This window comes from Amycolatopsis sp. NPDC058340 (assembly GCF_042723975.1).
In the GTDB taxonomy this organism is placed as follows: Bacteria; Actinomycetota; Actinomycetes; order Mycobacteriales; family Pseudonocardiaceae; genus Amycolatopsis.
Genome location: NZ_JBHXIB010000001.1, coordinates 486,936 through 503,590, shown reverse-complemented (window position 1 = coordinate 503,590; position 16,655 = coordinate 486,936). Strand labels below are relative to the sequence as shown.

General features: G+C 68.4%; 17 protein-coding genes. 9 read left to right on the top strand and 8 right to left on the bottom strand.

Translation table 11 applies throughout. From position 1 onward, the window contains the following. Window positions 1-220: 220 nt before the first annotated feature. On the bottom strand, window positions 221-1,732 hold the full coding sequence (locus tag ACFWIW_RS02445) for a cytochrome ubiquinol oxidase subunit I (protein ID WP_378366741.1): 1,512 nt from the start codon (window positions 1,730-1,732) through the stop codon (window positions 221-223). A gap of 81 nt (window positions 1,733-1,813) precedes the next feature. After that, window positions 1,814-2,767 carry a S41 family peptidase gene (locus ACFWIW_RS02440; protein WP_378366740.1) on the bottom strand — a complete coding sequence of 318 codons (954 nt, stop codon included), beginning with the start codon at window positions 2,765-2,767 and terminating at the stop codon, window positions 1,814-1,816. 187 nt (window positions 2,768-2,954) lie between these two features. On the opposite strand from ACFWIW_RS02440, the gene ACFWIW_RS02435 reads away from it, so the two are divergent. Both ACFWIW_RS02435 and ACFWIW_RS02430 read left to right on the top strand, forming a co-directional pair. Beyond that, window positions 2,955-3,542: a TMEM165/GDT1 family protein gene (locus ACFWIW_RS02435; protein WP_378366913.1), complete on the top strand. Its 588-nt coding sequence runs from the start codon at window positions 2,955-2,957 to the stop codon at window positions 3,540-3,542. Window positions 3,543-3,629: 87 nt separating this feature from the next. Then, window positions 3,630-4,292 (top strand): DUF998 domain-containing protein, encoded by a 663-nt coding sequence (locus tag ACFWIW_RS02430; RefSeq protein ID WP_378366739.1) that lies wholly within the window; start codon window positions 3,630-3,632, stop codon window positions 4,290-4,292. 84 nt (window positions 4,293-4,376) lie between these two features. On the opposite strand, the gene ACFWIW_RS02425 is transcribed toward ACFWIW_RS02430, so the two are convergent. Both ACFWIW_RS02425 and ACFWIW_RS02420 read right to left on the bottom strand, forming a co-directional pair. Further along, the gene (locus tag ACFWIW_RS02425; RefSeq protein WP_016330607.1) at window positions 4,377-5,018 is read right to left on the bottom strand and encodes an IclR family transcriptional regulator; all 642 of its coding nucleotides are present in this window, start codon (window positions 5,016-5,018) and stop codon (window positions 4,377-4,379) included. Further along, entirely contained in the window at window positions 5,015-5,869 is an 855-nt protein-coding gene (locus ACFWIW_RS02420) for a hypothetical protein (protein WP_016330606.1), read from the bottom strand. Before ACFWIW_RS02420 ends, ACFWIW_RS02425 begins: the two co-directional genes overlap by 4 nt. A gap of 85 nt (window positions 5,870-5,954) precedes the next feature. Between ACFWIW_RS02420 and ACFWIW_RS02415 the strand changes: the two genes are divergently transcribed. The 3 genes from ACFWIW_RS02415 (at window position 5,955) to ACFWIW_RS02405 (ending at window position 9,815) form a co-directional block, all read left to right on the top strand. After that, the gene (locus ACFWIW_RS02415; RefSeq protein WP_378366738.1) at window positions 5,955-7,127 is read left to right on the top strand and encodes a homogentisate 1,2-dioxygenase; all 1,173 of its coding nucleotides are present in this window, start codon (window positions 5,955-5,957) and stop codon (window positions 7,125-7,127) included. 118 nt (window positions 7,128-7,245) lie between these two features. Then, entirely contained in the window at window positions 7,246-9,063 is a 1,818-nt protein-coding gene (locus ACFWIW_RS02410; protein ID WP_378366737.1) for a substrate-binding domain-containing protein, read from the top strand. A gap of 11 nt (window positions 9,064-9,074) precedes the next feature. Next, window positions 9,075-9,815 (top strand): hypothetical protein, encoded by a 741-nt coding sequence (locus ACFWIW_RS02405; RefSeq protein WP_378366736.1) that lies wholly within the window; start codon window positions 9,075-9,077, stop codon window positions 9,813-9,815. Between the two features lie 2 nt (window positions 9,816-9,817). On the opposite strand, the gene ACFWIW_RS02400 is transcribed toward ACFWIW_RS02405, so the two are convergent. Next, on the bottom strand, window positions 9,818-10,825 hold the full coding sequence (locus ACFWIW_RS02400) for a hypothetical protein (RefSeq protein ID WP_378366735.1): 1,008 nt from the start codon (window positions 10,823-10,825) through the stop codon (window positions 9,818-9,820). 94 nt (window positions 10,826-10,919) lie between these two features. Here ACFWIW_RS02400 and ACFWIW_RS02395 point away from each other — a divergent pair, with 94 nt between their 5' ends. Next, window positions 10,920-11,714, top strand: coding sequence for a DUF2470 domain-containing protein (locus ACFWIW_RS02395; RefSeq protein WP_378366734.1), 795 nt, complete (start codon window positions 10,920-10,922; stop codon window positions 11,712-11,714). On the opposite strand, the gene ACFWIW_RS02390 is transcribed toward ACFWIW_RS02395, so the two are convergent. Continuing rightward, window positions 11,711-12,172 (bottom strand): PPOX class F420-dependent oxidoreductase, encoded by a 462-nt coding sequence (locus ACFWIW_RS02390; RefSeq protein ID WP_378366733.1) that lies wholly within the window; start codon window positions 12,170-12,172, stop codon window positions 11,711-11,713. The genes ACFWIW_RS02395 and ACFWIW_RS02390 overlap by 4 nt on opposite strands. 147 nt (window positions 12,173-12,319) lie before the next feature. Here ACFWIW_RS02390 and ACFWIW_RS02385 point away from each other — a divergent pair, with 147 nt between their 5' ends. The 3 genes from ACFWIW_RS02385 (at window position 12,320) to ACFWIW_RS02375 (ending at window position 15,054) form a co-directional block, all read left to right on the top strand. Continuing rightward, window positions 12,320-13,117, top strand: a complete 798-nt coding sequence (locus ACFWIW_RS02385; protein WP_360121145.1) for a type II CAAX endopeptidase family protein — start codon at window positions 12,320-12,322, stop codon at window positions 13,115-13,117. 13 nt (window positions 13,118-13,130) lie between these two features. Further along, on the top strand, window positions 13,131-14,342 hold the full coding sequence (locus tag ACFWIW_RS02380) for an arginine deiminase (protein ID WP_240596252.1): 1,212 nt from the start codon (window positions 13,131-13,133) through the stop codon (window positions 14,340-14,342). Between the two features lie 157 nt (window positions 14,343-14,499). Beyond that, entirely contained in the window at window positions 14,500-15,054 is a 555-nt protein-coding gene (locus ACFWIW_RS02375) for a ferritin (protein WP_063275956.1), read from the top strand. A 241-nt stretch (window positions 15,055-15,295) separates the two neighbouring features. Here ACFWIW_RS02375 and ACFWIW_RS02370 read toward each other — a convergent pair whose 3' ends face one another. Both ACFWIW_RS02370 and ACFWIW_RS02365 read right to left on the bottom strand, forming a co-directional pair. Then, entirely contained in the window at window positions 15,296-16,138 is an 843-nt protein-coding gene (locus tag ACFWIW_RS02370) for a hypothetical protein (protein ID WP_378366732.1), read from the bottom strand. Beyond that, on the bottom strand, window positions 16,135-16,647 hold the full coding sequence (locus ACFWIW_RS02365) for a SigE family RNA polymerase sigma factor (RefSeq protein ID WP_378366912.1): 513 nt from the start codon (window positions 16,645-16,647) through the stop codon (window positions 16,135-16,137). The genes ACFWIW_RS02370 and ACFWIW_RS02365 overlap by 4 nt, the downstream gene beginning before the upstream one ends. Window positions 16,648-16,655 lie beyond the last annotated feature (8 nt).

The window sequence follows — 16,655 nt, the reverse complement described above, 5'->3', positions numbered from 1 at the left end:
ACCTTGAGCGTTGCGAAAGTGGCTTTCGCAACCCGCCCCTACCGCTTGAGACCGCCCAAACAGTCCCCTCCACCCCCGGTCGCCCTGAGTTGTCCACAACCGCTCAAGTTGTCCACAGATCGGCTGTGGGTAACCCGCCTGAGCGATACCCCCGATACGCTGGGTGCGGGGCCGTCCCCCGGGAAGGGCGGGGGGCTGGGTACGTGAGGTCAAGAGGCGATCAGTAGGCGAAGGCCAGCGCGTCGTCATCGCCGTCACCGCCTTCCGAGTCGCTGTTCTTGCTGGTCGTGGCCGGTTTCTTGGGTGGCATGACGGCGTCGACGCCGCCGCGGACGTACTTGCGCATCAGGTAGACCTCGACGACGCCGAGCACCGCGTAGACGGTCGTCAGGGCGATCAGTGAGGTCCACACCTCGCCTGTGGACAACTTCGAGACGGCCTGCGCCGTGAACATCCACACCCCGTCGACGCCGGTCGGGTTCGGCACCACCACGAACGGCTGACGACCCATCTCGGTGAAGATCCAGCCGGCGCTGTTGCCGATGAACGGCGTCGCGATCCCGCCGAGCACGAGCCACGGGAACCAGCGTTGCCCGGGGATCCGTCCGCGCCGCGTCAGCCACAGCGCGAGCAACCCGATCCCGGCCGAGATCGCGCCGAAGCCGATCATCGCGCGGAAGCCCCAGTAGGTCACCGGCAGGCTGGGCACGTAGTCGATCGGCTTGCCCGCGAGCGAGCCGAGCTGCGGGTCGTCCGGGTAGTTCGTGCCGTACTTCGCCTGGTACTCGGTCACCAGGTTCTCGACACCCTTGACCTCGGTCGAGAAGTCGTTGTGCGCCAAGAACGAGAGCAACGCGGGAACGCTGAACGTCTTGACATCCTCGCAGTTCGCGTTCCGCACGTCGCCGATCGCGAGGATCGAGAAGCTCGCCGGTTTCTCCGTATGGCACAACGCTTCCGCCGACGCCATCTTCATCGGCTGCTGCTCGAACATCAGCTTGCCCTGGAAGTCGCCGGTGATCGCCAGCACCGCGAACGCCACCACACCGGTCCAGCCGCCGAGACGCAACGACGAACGCCACACCGCGCGGTGCTCGTCGTCCTCCGAACGTTTGCGCCACAGCTGCCAGCCGGCCACGCCGACCAGGAACGCCGCCGCCACCGAGAAGGCACCCGCGAGTGTGTGCGGGATCGCGGCCAGCGCGGTGTTGTTCGTCAGCACCGCCCAGATCGAGTTCATCGTCGGCTTCCCGTCGACGAACTCGACCCCGACCGGATGCTGCATCCACGAGTTCGCCGCCAGGATGAAATACGCGGACGCCACGGTCGCCAGCGAGTACGCCCACGCGCACGCCAGGTGGACCTTCTTCGGCAGCTTGTCCCAGCCGAAGATCCACAGCCCCAGGAAGGTCGACTCGACGAAGAACGCGACGAGCCCTTCCATCGCCAGCGGCGCGCCGAACACGTCGCCGACGAACCGCGAGTACGCGCTCCAGTTCATCCCGAACTGGAACTCCTGCACGATGCCGGTGACCACACCCATCGCGAAGTTGACCAGCAGGAGTTTCCCCCAGAACTTGGTCATCTTCAGGTACCGCTGATCACCCGTGCGGACCCACGCCGTCTGCATCCCGGCGACCAGGACCGAAAGCCCGATGGTCAGCGGGACCATCAGGAAGTGATAGACGGTGGTTATGCCGAACTGCCACCGAGCGAGATCGAGAACCTCCACGCCTCAAGCCTGCTCAACGCCCGATGAGCCCGCCAGTTCAAGTGGTCCCGATCTCGCCGGGACGTAGGTCCCGCGACCGGGTCAGCCGAGGCCCGCGAGCGTGAGCCTCGCCTCGTCGGCGACCTGCCGCCGCACCCCTGTGTCCCCCAGCGTCAGCACGTGGGCCAGCGCCAACGCGTACGCCGTGTCGAAAGCGTCCTCGACCGCGACGGCGATATCGGGCTGGACGCCGACGCCTTCCCAGTTGGTCCCCGTGACCGGGTTCACGGCCCGCCCACCCGGGACGGTGACATCCAGATGGGTGTCCACTTTGTACTGCTTCCGCGGATTCGCCCCACCGCCGGTGACCGCGCCCACCGTCTTCGCCCGCCCCAGTTGCTGCAGCGAGTAGCTCAGGTCCTCGGCGCCGGAGAACGTCGTCGGCCCGGTCAGCACCCACACCGGCTTGTCCGCGCCGAATTTGCGGCCCGGCACGTACGGCTGCGTCCAGAACTGGTTGGTCACGTCGCCGTCGCGCAGATAGATGCTGTTGAAATGCGTCGGCTCGTCGACCAGATAGCTGATCAGCAGCGCGACCGCGGACGGGTCGCCGCCCCGGTTCTCCCGGACGTCGACGAGCAGCGCGTCGGTGGTCGCGAGCAGCGTCATTGCCGCCGACAGGGCCTCGCCGGCGATGTCCGGCCCGTAGAACAGTTTGGTCTCCAGGTAGCCGACGTTCCCGGCCAGCCGCCGCGCCGACGCGATGCCGTGGCAGTTCAGCTCCGCCTCACGCCGGAACTCCTCGGGATCGAACGACTCCCCGTCCACCTCTGGCAGCGGGTCGGCGTGGTGCCGCAGCCGCAGATGCTTGTCCCCGTTCACCGACTGCAGGTCTTCGGTGACCACGACGGCGAACGCCTGATCGTCGAGCCCCGCGTACGCGCCGTCACTCAGCCTCGCCCGTAGGAACACCGTCAGCTTCTCGGCGACGTCGGGGAACACGTAGTGGTCCTGCAGGCGCCTGCACACGTCTTCGATCCGCGCTCTCTCGTCCATGCGCCGGACGCTACCAGTGAAGCCTGAAAAAAGAATTCGGTTCGCCGAAAACTCAATTCCGCTCGGCCAAGGAATACAATTCGCCCGCACATGCCGTCCGATTCGGAAAAGCCATCAGCTTGCCCTTCTCTGAATCGCCCCTTTATCGTTGCAGTGAAAGGGGTGAAGAACCATCATGGGTAGCTCGATGTTGGCGCTGATCAGCGCGTTCGGCCTGGTACTCGCCGTGGAACTGCCGGACAAGACCCTCGTGGCCACTTTGGTTCTCACCACTCGTTTCCGCGCATGGCCGGTATTCGTCGGGGTCACCGCCGCATTCGCCGTGCAATCCGCGATCGCCGCCACGTTCGGAAGTGTGCTCACTTTGCTGCCGGAGGCGCTGGTGACCGCGATCGTCGCCGGAATGTTCGGTGTCGGCGCGTACATGCTTCTTCGCGAAGGGTTCAGCCCCGCCAAGGACGGCGGAGAGGACGCCTCGCGTTCCGGCCCCGGCCCCGCGACCTTCCTCCGCTCCGCGTTGACGTCGTTCGGCGTGCTGTTCGCCGCCGAGTGGGGCGACGCGTCCCAGCTCGCGACGGCCAGCCTCACGGCCCGCTTCGGCAACCCGTTCGCGGTCGGTCTCGGCTCCTTCGTCGCGCTGGTCGCCGTCGCCGGTCTTGCCGTCTTCATCGGCGCGAAGGTCCGCAGCCGGATCCGCCCCAAGCTCATCCAGCGTGTGGCCGGTTTCGTCTTCGCCGGGTTCTCCCTGTTCGCGCTGGCCCAGCTCGCGTTCTGACCGCACGGGGTCTTCACAGGTTCACCGGGTAACCTTTCGGGAACGAAAAGGTGAACACCCGCCCCGACGTGCCTGGAGAAACCGGTCGTGACCTCGCCGAAGACGCTTGCCGTCTCCCCTGTGCACGGCAGGCTCGCGGTGGTCGGCATGGCCGTCGCCGTCGCGATCTCGATCGACCTGCACTTGAGGCTGTCCAGCCAGGTCAGCCCGATCTGGCAGACGCTGTCCGAGTACGTCTATGGCTACCTCTCGCCCGGTTCGACGGCGGCCCCGCTGTTCGGCGCGATGTGCCTGGCGCTGGGGTTCGGTTCGCTCGCCCTGCTCGGCGGGATCGCGAAGGCGCACCGCAAGGGGTACGAAGCCGTTCTCGCCCTGCTCGGCGTGTGGTGCGCCGGGCTGTTCGTCCTCGCGCTCGTCCCCGTCGACCCCGAGGGCCAGGCCCGGTCGCTGGCGGGCCAGATCCACAACTACGCCGCGCTGGCGGCCTTCCTCGCGCTTCCCGCCGCCGCCTGGGTGCTGACCCGTCCCGGCCGCGCGCGCTGCCCGTGGGAGCCGCGCCGCACGACGATCCGGCGGCTTTCGGTGGCCAGTTTCGCCGCGGTGGTGATCGTGCTCGGCGGATTCGTCTGGACGATGCTCACCGGCCCGTCGCACCAGGAGGTCACGCTCGGCCTGTTCGAGCGGCTGCTGTTCGCGGTCGACCTCACGCTGCTGGCGACCATGGTGCGCCCGCTGCTCAGCCACCGCTGAATCCTGTTGGCGGAGCTGAGATGGCCAGGCAGCGCCCTGCCGACGTCGATCGCGGACGCGGGTTCCCCCAATGACACTGAAGCGCTACTCGGGCTGTTTCAGCACCTCGGCCAGCCGGACGGCGGCCGCCACGACCGCCGGGCCCACCACGGACGCGTCCAGCGGTTCGAGGGACACGACGCCGACGCTGGCCTTCAATCCCGGCACTCCGCGTACGGGTGCGGCGACCCCGGAGGCGCCCGCCTCCAGCTCGCCCGACGAGGTGACCCAGCCTTCGCCGCCGCCGGGGCGCAGCGTCATCGCCTTGCCCGCCGCACCGGCGGACAGCGGATGCCTGGTGCCGACGCGGTAGGCGACGTGGAAGCTCGTCCACGACGGTTCGACGACCGCGACGGCCTGCGCCTGATCCCCCTGCGCGACCGACAGATGCGCCGTCGCGCCGACCTTCTCCGCCAGCTCGCGCAGCACCGGCCGCGCGGCCTCGCGCAGCTGCGGGAGGACCTGCCCGGCGAGCCGGAGCAGGCCGACTCCCAGCCGCACCTTGTTGCCGTCGCGCCATACCAGGCCGCGTTCGGACAGCGGGACGAGCAGCCGGTAGACGGCGGCCCGGCTCGCGCCGATGGCGACGGCGAGTTCGGAGATCGTCGCCGCCTCGCCACCGGCGTCCGCGACCGCTTGGAGCAGTGCGAGCCCTCTGTCCAGGGTCAGCGACCCTTCACGAGTCACAAGAGCCCGAGTTCCCCGAGGTCGGCGACCGGCTCGTCGAACGAGGCCGCCGCGTACGACGCGAAGAGCCCGCGAACGGCCTTCGCCGCCTCGTCCGACATCCCCTTGGCCTCGGCGGCCAGCGCGGCGCCGTCGGTCGATTCGAGGGCGGCGCGCACGTCGCCGCCCGAAAGGCAGCGCGCGGAGGCCACGATCAGGTTCAGGAACCCGTGGTGGGTGAAACCGCTCGACTCCTCGGTGTGCCGGACGGCGCGGTGCAGGCTGTTCGTCGCCTTGAACGAGGCGCCCGTCGAGCCGCTGACCACGGCGAGGAAGTCGGCGACCTCGTCCACGCTGGGGAAGTTCTCGCCCGCCTTGCCGCCGCAGCGGATCTTCGGCCAGCTGCCGTGCTCGATCACCTTCCGCACGCCGTCCAGCCAGCCGACGCCGCGCCGCGGCTCGACCACGCGGATGACGTCCTCGGGCACGAACTCGGAGACCCGCTCCAGCCAGACCTCGTCGACGTCGGACGGCGCCGGCATCTCCACCATGCGCAGGCTGAGGATCTCGCTGCGCGATTCGACGATCGAGATCGCCTTCGGGACCCCGCCGAGGCCGGTGTCGATGATCAGCGACAGCGGCAGCGGTTCCTTGGGTTTGATCTTGATGAGTTCGGTGATGAGCTCGGGCAGCCTCGACGCCTGGCACAGGAACACACCGAGGACGCCGGAGTGCTCACCGGCCCTCGACGCGAAGTGCGCACGCAGCGCTTCGGGCATGGACGCCTCGCCGGGCGGGAACAACGCCGAGTCGTCGACGAGCCGCGCGAACAGGGGAGGGATTCCTCGGGGGCCGGGTGGCGTGAGTTCCACAGCGCTTGACACGACTGACACGCTAGTAGCGTACGACATCAGGACAAAATCGTTCGCACAACGGACACGTTCCGGGGAGATTCCGATGCCTTACTACCGGCAGGTAGGCGAGATCCCGCACAAGCGCCACACGGCGTTCCGCAAGCCCGACGGGGGCCTGTACGCCGAGGAACTGATGGGTGTCGAGGGCTTCTCGGCGGACTCGGCGCTGCTCTACCACCGCGGCCTGCCCACCGCGATCGTCGACGCCGTCGCGATCGAGGACGAGCGCGGCCCGATCACCCCGAACCACCCGCTCAAACCCCGCGCCTTCAAAACCCACGACCTCAAATTCGGCGACGCCGACGCGGTGACCGACCGGCGGCGGCTGTTCGGCAACGCCGACGTCACCATCGGCTTCGTCCACGCGACCAAGCCCTCTCCGCTGTACCGCAACGCGGCCGGCGACGAGCTGTTCTACGTCCAGGGCGGAAGCGCGACCGTGGAGACGATCTACGGCTCGCTGGAGGTCGGCGACGGCGACTACCTCGTCATCCCGACGTCGTGCACCTACCGCGTGCTCCCGCACGACGACGGCGTCAAGCTGCTGACCATCGAGGCGCGCGGTCACATCGGCCCGCCGAAGCGGTACCTGTCGGCGAAGGGCCAGTTCCTGGAGCACTCGCCGTACTGCGAACGCGACATCCGCGGGCCGTCGGAGCCGCTGGTCGTCGACGGCACCGACGTCGAGGTCCTCGTACGGCATCGCGCGGGGCTGACGCGCTACACCTACGCGACCCACCCGTTCGACGTCGTCGGCTGGGACGGCTGCCTGTACCCGTGGGTGTTCAACATCGACGATTTCGAGCCCATCACCGGCCGCGTGCACCAGCCGCCGCCCGTGCACCAGACGTTCGAGGGCCCGAACTTCGTGGTCTGCTCGTTCTGCCCGCGCAAGGTCGACTACCACCCCGAGTCGATCCCGGTGCCGTACAACCACGCGAACGTCGACTCGGACGAGCTGATGTTCTACGTCCGCGGGAACTACGAGGCGCGCAAGGGTTCCGGGATCGAGGTCGGCTCGCTCTCGCTGCACCCGTCCGGTTTCACGCACGGGCCGCAGCCCGGCGCGGCCGAGGCGTCGATCGGGGCGCAGTTCTTCGACGAGACCGCGGTCATGGTGGACACGTTCGCGCCGCTGGATCTCGGCGAGGCGGCCGACGCTTCGGAGGATCACGGCTACGCGTGGACGTGGTCCGGCCGCGGTCCCGGCGCCTGAATTCCCCCGTTGCGGCCATGGCGGGATAAGTACCGCCATGGCCGCAACGGTTCGGCAACGCCAAGCCTGGCAAGGCGAAACCTCCGGATAATCGGTGTTTCTCACCGGGAGGTTCTCCATGGTCGTGAATCCAGGGCAGTCCCGCGGCGGCCGCAAGGTCCTGGCGTTCGTGGCCGCGGCGGTGGTCGCCATCGGTCTGATCATCGGCTTGCGCGCGCTCACGAGCGACTCCGGCGAGGAGGCCGTGGAAGCGAAGTGCACGACGGGCGACGCGGTCAAGCTGCAGGTGTCGTCTTCGCCGGAGAAGGCGGGCGTGGTCGCCGAGATCGCCAAGGGATACAGCGGCCGCACGGTGGCCGGGCGCTGCGTCGACGTGCTCGTGCAGTCGAAATCGTCCGGCACCGCGATGCAGGCGCTGTCCCGCGGCTGGAACGAGGCGGTGGACGGCCCGCGCCCCGACGTCTGGACGCCCGCCGCGTCCGGCTGGGTGAACCTCTTGCGCCAGAACCTCACCGGCTCCGACCACCCCGCGCTGGTACCCGAGGGCGAGCCGGAATCGGTCGCGAACGCGCCGCTGGTCGTCGCGATGCCGAAGCCGATGGCCGAAGCGCTCGGCTGGCCCGGCAAGGGCATCGGCTGGAAGGATCTCGCCGCGCTGGCCACCGATCCGCAGGGCTGGGCGAAGTACGGCCATCCGGAATGGGGGAAGTTCCGGCTGGGCAAGACGAATCCGAACATCTCGACCTCCGGCCTGAACGCCACCATCGGCGCCTATTACGCGGCGACGGGCACCTCTTCGGACCTCACCGCGAACGCGCTCGCGAAACCCGAAGCGCGGACGTTCGTGCAGAACGTCGAGCAGGCCATCGTCCACTACGGCGACAACACGCTGACCTTCCTGACGAACCTGCAGAAGGCCGACGACCGCGGCGCCGCGATGTCCTACATCTCGGCGGTGACGGTCGAGGAGAACTCGCTCGTCGGCTACAACCAGGGCAATCCCACGAACGATCCGGCGAAACGCGGTCAGCACGCGCCGCCGAAGGTGCCCCTGGTCGGGATCTACCCGAACGACGGCACGCTCAACTCCGACCACCCGTTCACCGTGCTGAACTGGGCCGACGACATCCACAAGCAGGTCGCGGCGGATTTCCTCGCGCATCTGCGCGGCGCCGAGGCGCAGCAGAAGTTCAGCGACATCGGTTTCCGCACGTTCGACGGAAAACCGGGGTCTCAGACCACGAAGGAGAACGGCGCCGAGCCGGATTCGAAGCTCAACCTGATCCGCCCGCCGAGCCCGCCGGTGCTGACCGAGGTGCTGAAGTCGTGGAAGGACCTGCGGAAGAAGGCGAACGTGCTGCTGGTCGTCGACGTCTCCGGCTCGATGGGCGACGGCGTCAGCGGGACCGGGAAGAACAAGATGGATCTCGCGAAACAGGCAGCCGTGGCGTCGCTGCCGCAGTTCGGCGACGCCGACAAGGTCGGGCTGTGGATGTTCTCGACGAAGCTGGACGGCGACAAGGACTACGTCGAACTCAGGCCGGTGTCGCCGATCGGCGGCGAGCCGGGCAGGCAGGAGCTGGCGTCGCGGCTGAACGGGCTGACCCCGCAGAACGGGACGGGGCTCTACGACTCGTCGCTCGCGGCCTACGAATTCATGAAGCAGCGGCTGGACCCGAACGCGATCAACGCGGTCGTCGTGCTCACCGACGGCCGGAACGAGGATCCGGGCGGGATCGATCTGCCGAACCTCGTCGGGCGGTTGCGGACCGAGGGCGGTGGCGAGGCGGTGCGGCTGTTCACCATCGCCTACGGCTCGGACGCGGATCTGAACGTGCTCAAGGAGATCGCCGAGACCACCCAGGGCGTCGGGTACGACTCGTCCAAACCGGACTCGATCGACCAGGTCTTCACCGCCGTGATCTCGAATTTCTGAGATCCTCGGATATGCGCTTCGTCCGTGAGCTAGCCGAACCGTGGGGACTGCTCCTCGCGGCGACGTCGGCGGGGGCGGCCTGGGCGGTGCAACTGCCGGTGCTCGCCGCGCTCGGCGTCGGCGTGACCGTACTCGCCGCCCGCGCCGGGGTCGCCGCCGCCACGCGACCGAAACCGTTGCCGGAGCCCGAAGAACGGCCACTTCCCGACGTCGAGCCCGGCTCTCCCGAGGCGGGCTGGGTGCGGCGAGCGGAAGCCGCGGCCGACGGTTTCGGGTCGATTTCCGCGTCGCTCGACACCGGACCGCTCGCCGACCGGGTGGCGGACATGGAGCCGGTGGTGCGGGAAACCGTCGACACCCTCCGGCGGCTGGCCGCCCGCACGTCCGCCACCGGGAAGGCGCTGGCGCGCGTGGACCCGGTCGCGGTGTCGGCCGAGAAGGCCCGGCTGCGCAAGGAGTTGAAGACCGCCGACGACGATATCCGCGGTGACCTGATCCAGTCGCTCGAATCGGTGCAGGCACAGGAAGACGTGCACGCGCGGCTGTCGAGTGCGCAGCGAAAACTGCTGGCACAGCTGCGATCCGGCGCGCTCGGCCTCGACGGACTGGTCGCCAGGGCGGCCGAATTGTCGGCCGCCACCGGCGATTCACTGCTCGACACCACGACCATCGGCGAACTGAGCGAACAACTGGAAGGGATCCGGCGAGGTGTCGTGGAGACCGAGGAGGCGACGCGGCGCTCCCTCGGCTGACATCACCGGCCGAATCGGACCGGTCCGAAAACCGCGTGGCCGGGCACTCCGGCCTTCGCCGTCTTCCCGGCCACGGGCACGCCGAGCACCCACAGCCGCCCGGTGGCGGCGATGTTCGCGGCCAGCGACGGATCCGAACCGCCCGCCTGCACGGTGACCTCGCGGCCGTCGGGCAACACCGTCCGGCCTTTCACCGTGACCATGCCGAAGAAGTTGACCGACGCAGGCCCGGACACGACGGCGAGTTCGGTCCACCGCGGTTCGGGCAGCTTCCTGAGCAGCAGCGAGGCGACGATCACGTACCCGACGGCGCCTGCCGCGCAGCCGTAACCGAGCGCCCGCGTGGCCCCGACCACGATGCTGTCCCGCTGCGGAAAGTCCGCCGACGTCCAGAACCCGAACGCGCTCGCGACGAGCAGGATCGCCACGCCGAGGAGGTAGTACGCCGACAGCAGCCGCCGCTGCGTCGCGAGCATCCGGCCCGGCGACACCAGTTCGAAGGCGAACGGGACCGAGCCCTTCACCGGCTTGTCGCGGAAAGTGCCGCGACGCGGGACGACGACACCGGGCAGCACGACGAACCGCCCGAGCACCCAGAGCCGTCGCTGGGCCGCCAGTTGCGTGCGCAGCGGGGCGGGGAACCGCACGACGAGCCACCGCCCGTCCAGGGGAACGCTCACCCGCGAACCGGCGACGAGGGCGCCGTCCAGGCCGTTCACCAGGCGGAACGGCTTGCCGATGAGCTTCCGCATCGACGACGATCCGGCAACGGCGGAGAAGCCGAAGATGAGCGAAACCGGTGTCATGAAGACAAGGAGGGCCGAAGGCACGGCGATCCCGTAGCCCCCGGAGACCGCGATCACGACACCCAGCACCACGAGCAGACCGGTCGCGATGGCGGTCGTCCCGACGGTCACGGTGTTGCGATCGAGAAGGGGTACCAGGACCGGCATGTTCTTCGCCGGAATCCCTTCGGGTGGTTCGAGCACCCGGATTCTGTGGTCTTCCACCAGGTGAACGTATAGGTACGCGGTGAGACGTGATCCACGCTACTTCCACTCGGCAGCCAGATCAGGTTAGGCTCACCTAACTAGGAGGTGAGCCGTGACCACACCGACGACGCCCATCCGCCGCCCGCCGGCGCCGAACCCCGCGGAACGCGCGAAGACGATCGCCACCCGCAACGGGCCGGCGACGCTGATGCCGACCGCCGAGCAGCGCGACCTGCCAGGACAATGCGGCCGGGTCATTCCGGAGCTGCACCACGTGCACACGAGCGGCAGCGTCAGCATCCTGCTGCCGGACGAGCACCACCTGGTGAAACGCGCGCACGAGGCACAGCGCGGCGAGCTCGCGGTGATGGTCGAACTGACCGATCAAGCGCCGGTCGACCTGCGGGAACCCATCCGCGGGCTGCTGTGGATCACGGGCTGGCTCCGGCCGCTTTCCGAGGTTTCGGCACGGGCCCGCGCGGTCTCCATCGCCGAAACCCGGCCGGACGAGCGGCTGCTGGACGTCGGGCACGGCCTGACGCTGCTGCGGCTGACCCCGGCGTCGCTGGTGCTCGCCGACGCCGAGGGCACGCACTCGCTCCGGCCGCATATGTTCAGCGCCGCGCCGCCGGATCCCTTCCACGACTACGAGGCCGCGTGGCTACGGCATCTGGAGACCGACCACGCCGACGTCGTCCAGCAGCTCGCCAAGCACGTGCCCGCCGAACTGCGCGGCGGCTGGATCAGGCCGCTCGGACTGGATCGCTACGGGCTGCGGCTGCGCGTCGAGGCCGACTCCGGCGACCACGACGTCCGGCTCGCGTTCTCACGGCCGGTCGAAGGGCCGCAGCAGTTGAGCGGGGAGATCCGCCGCCTGGTCGGCTGCCCGTACTTTCCGCAGGGTTAGGCGAGTTCCGCCGGGAAGCCGCCCTTGGCGATCGGGCCCCACGAGTCGATGGTGACGCGGATGATGCTCTTGCCCTGCTTCACCATCGCTTCGCGGTATTCGTCCCAGTCGGGATGCTCACCGGAGATGGCGCGGAAGTAGTCGACCAGCGGCTCGACCGAGTCGGGGAGGTCGAGTACCTCGGCGGTGCCGTTCAGCTGGACCCACCGGTCGTTCCACTCGTCGGAAAGGACACAGGCGGACACCTTCGGCTCGCGCCGGATGTTGACCACCTTCGCGCGCTTCGGATACGTGGAGATGACCAAGCGGCCTTCCGCGTCGACCCCGCAGGTCACCGGGGAGAGCTGGGGTCCGCCGTCGGCCTTGGTGGTCATCAGGATGGCGCGGTGACGGGTGGACAGGAAGTCGACGAGCGCGGCCCGGTCGACGGTTTCGTTGGTCGCGATACTCCTTGGCATGACTCGAAGGTAGCTCGCCGACGATCACCGGGCAGGGGCTGAAGGGAACCATGCCCGCGTGCGACGCGGTGAAAGCGCCCTGCACCGCGTGACATGAGGTGAAAGCGTCCTTCAGCCCCCGGAAAGCCACAAGGTAGCGTGCGGCCGATGAGCTGGCTGCGTCCCGAACGCCCGGCGCTGCCGGAATTCGTGGAAGATCCGGCGCGCCGCCGCGCGATCGTCATCGAACTGGTCGTCGTCTTCGGCATCACACTCGGCCTGTCCGGGCTGCGCAGCCTGCTGTCCCTTGTGGACTCGCTGCTGCAGCCGGTGCCGCTGGCTCAGCAACAGGCCCAGCTGAACGTTCCACAGGCGACCCTGAGCCTGGTCGACCTGCTCAAACAGCTCCTGAGCGCCGGCCAGCTGGTCGGCTGGGGCGCGCTCGGGCTGTACCTGTTGTGGCGCGGCGGGATGAAGCTGGCGGAGATCGGGCTCGACAGGCGGCGGCCCGGCCGCGACGTCGTCCACGGGCTCCTGCTCGCCGCGGTGATCGGGATCCCGGGGCTGGGGCTGTACTTCCTCTCCTACGGCCTCGGGTTCAGCCTGTCGGTGCAACCGTCCACTTTGGGCGAGACGTGGTGGCGGCCGATCACGCTGACGCTTTCGGCCTTCGGGAACGCGTTCGCCGAAGAGGTGCTCGTCGTCGCGTACCTGCTGACCCGGCTGCGGCAGCTCGGCTGGCGCGAGAACACCTCGCTGGTCGCGTCTTCGGTGCTTCGCGGGTCTTATCACCTGTATCAGGGTTTCGGCGGTTTCGTCGGCAACGTCGTGATGGGCCTGGTGTTCGGCAGGCTGTGGCAGAAGACGAACCGGCTGTGGCCGCTGATCGCCGCGCACACCGCGCTGGATTTCGTTTCCTTCGTCGGATACGCGCTGCTCAAAGGGCGAGTTTCCTGGCTCCCCTAGCTAGTGTGAAGCAGTGATTGACGAGACGACTCCACCCCGAGTTGACAGCGAAGTCGGCCCCCTGCGTGCGGTGCTGCTGCACAGGCCCGGCAACGAGCTCAAAAGGCTCACGCCTCGCAACAACGACCAGCTCCTGTTCGATTCCATCCCGTGGGTGGACCGCGCGCAGGAGGAGCACGACGCGTTCGCCGAGGTGCTGCGCGGCCGCGGTGTCGAGGTGCTGCTGCTGGCCGACGCGCTGCGCACGGCGCTCTCGGACACCCGCGCCCACGCTGCGGGCGTGCACGCGGCCGTCGACGAGCGGCGGCTCGGCCCCGACCTCGCCGATTCGCTCCGGTCCCATCTGTCGAGCGTGGCTCCGGCGACGCTGGCCGAGGTCCTGATGGCGGGCATGACCTTCGAGGAACTGCCCGCCGCCGAGGGCGCCTCATTGGTCCGGCTGATGAACCATCCGAACGACTTCGCCGTCGATCCGCTGCCGAACCTGCTGTTCACCCGTGACTCGTCGGCGTGGATCGGCGACCGGGTGGCGGTCTCCTCGCTCACCATGCCCGCGCGCGTCCGCGAGACCGCGGTGCTGGACCTCATCTACGCCTACCACCCGTGGTTCCGTCACGCCGCCCGCGCGTACGGCGCGCATTCGGCGCCGATCGAGGGCGGCGACGTCATGCTGCTCTCGCCGGGTGTCCTCGCCATCGGCGTCGGCGAGCGGACGACCGCGGCAGGCGCGGAATCCCTCGCCCGGTCGGTGTTCGCCGACGGGATCGCGCACACCGTGCTCGCCGTCCCGATCCAGCAGACCCGCGCGACCATGCATCTCGACACCGTGTGCACGATGGTCGCGGCCGACGCCGTCGTCATGTATCCGCTTTCCCGTGATTCCTTGACCGCTTTCACCATGCGGCCGACCGACGACGGTTCCGTGAAGGTGGAAGGCCCGGCCCCATTCCTCACCGCGGCCGCCGAAGCGATGGGAATCGACCGGCTCCGGGTCATCGACACCGGACTCGATCCGGTCACCGCCGAACGCGAGCAATGGGACGACGGGAACAACACGCTCGCCCTCGCGCCCGGCGTGGTCGTCGGGTACGAACGTAATGTGGAAACCAACGCGCGCTTGGCGGAGGCCGGTATCGAGGTACTCGCCATCACCGGTTCCGAGCTGGGCTCCGGCCGCGGCGGCCCGCGCTGCATGTCGTGCCCGATCCGCCGCGAAAGCATCTGAAACAGAAATTAAGTAAGCCTTCCCTAATTGATTTCCATTGATTTAGGGAAGGCTTACTTAATTGAGGAGAACCTATTATCGGTAATGGTAACCTAATAGGGGGTAGATCACCAGGGAAAAGTGGAAATCGAATAGCGACGGGCGTATCGTCGAATACATGGCCCTCACCAAGAAGAAGCAACCGCGCTCGAAGTTCTATGAACTGCTGCAGGCGCAGATCCACAACGAGTTCAACGCCTCCCAGCAGTACATCGCGCTGGCGGTCTGGTTCGACGCCGAGGACCTGCCGCAGCTCGCGAAGCACTTCTACAAGCAGTCCGTCGAGGAGCGGAACCACGCGATGGCGCTCGTCCAGTACATGCTGGACACCGACCACCACGTGGAGATCCCCGGCACCGGCGACGTGCGCAACGACTTCTCCGACGTCCGTGAGCTCATCGAGCTCGCGCTGCAGCAGGAGAAGGACGTCGCGACCGACATCCAGCAGCTGGCCAAGGCCGCGCGCGCCGAAGAGGACTACATCGGCGAGCAGTTCACGCAGTGGTTCCTCAAGGAGCAGGTCGAGGAGATCTCCCAGATGTCCACCCTGCTCAACATCGTCAAACGTGCCGACGGCAACCTGTTCGAGGTGGAGAACCACCTGCACCGCGAGTCCGTCGGTGACGGCGGCGCCGACTCGGGGATGCCCCCGGTCGCGGGCGGCGCGCTCTGAGCCTGTTGGCGGAGCTGAAGATGTACCCGGAAAAGCGACGAAACGCGTGAACCCGCCCCGGCCGAAGGCCCCGCTATCGCGGTGGCAGGACGCCGTATCCACCGTCGTGAGATGAATGACCAGGCAGCGTCCTGCCGACGTCGATCGCGGACGCGGGTTCACCAACAGACACTGACCAACGCTCCCACCACGGGAAAACCCGGGCTCTCCCCCTTGGAGAAGCCCGGGTTTTCTTCGTTCGTCAGCTGAACTGACAGCTCTGGTTGATGCTGGTCAGCAGGATGCCGACGGCCGATCCGTCGTCGGCCACGGAGATCCGGTACGCGCTCACCGCGCTGACCGGAGCGACATACGCACCGCCGTCCTTGGTGCTGCCGGGATAGGCGGCGAGGATGTCCGCCTCGGTCGAACCGACGCCGATCCCCTCCGGGGTGTGCACCGTGCCCGCCGGGTTGATGACGGTGATCCCGTCGCTCTCGGTCAGCGACACCGACGTCGGCCCCGGAACGGCGGCCCCCTCCGCGCGGCCGTACGTGCAGGTGCCCCGGACCTCTTTCGCCCGCAGCGGACCGGCGGTGGCCTCCGCCTCGGATTCGCTCATCCCGAGCCGGAGCTTGCCGAAGCCGGCGGCGGTCAGCAGCGGACCCGACGTCACCTTGCCCTGCGTGGGCGGCTTCGTGGCGGGAGTGCTCTTCGGCGGTTTGGCCGGCCCACCGGAGGCGGTCGACTGCGGTGGCACGGTCGTCTGGTGCGGTGGTTCCACCGGCGCGGAGGCCGGCGGCGACGAACTTCCCGGCCCCGGCTGCGCCAGGCTCGACGACGCCGCGCCCATCGTGAGCTGGTCTCCGCCGGGGAAGGCGGCGCCGTTGTCCTTGTCGTGGATCGTGAAGACGGTGAGCCCGCCGCCCAGCATGACCACCGCGGCGGCCATCCCGCTCGTCGTCTGCATCAGCTGACGGCGGCGACGGCGACGCCGGGCGCCCGCGACGATCGTCTCGGGATTCAGCGTGGACCCCACGGCCAACCGCTCATCAGAGAACAGGTCACGCAACCTCTGCTGCACGTCCTCCTCGGACATGTTCATCCCGCTTCCCTCCCTTCGCCCTTGGGCTCGGACAACGCGAGCTTGTTCCGCAGTGACGCGATCGCCTTGCTCGCCTGGCTTTTGACGGTGCCCTGGCTGACACCGAGCGAATCCGCGATCTCCGCCTCGGACAGCCCTTCGTAGTAACGCAGGACCATCACCGCGCGTTGCCTCGGCGGCAACGCGCGTAACGCCTGCCACAGCGGCTCGTGCTCGAACGGGTCGGCCGGACTGTACGGCTGGACGTCCGGCAGGTCGGCGACGAGGCTCTCGCGTTTGGTGCGGCGCCAGCGGCTGATATGCGCGTTGGCCATCGAGCGGCGGATGTAGGCCATCGGGTCGCCGGTCTTGTGCTGGACGTACGACCAGCGGGAGCCGATCTTCTCCAGCACGGTCTGGACCAGGTCGGCGGCGTCGTGCGGGTTCCCGGTGAGGGCGTGCCCGTACCTCAGCAGCCCCGGAAGGCCGGCCCGGACGAAGTCGCCGAAGTCGGTGAGCTCACCGGGCACGCCACTCG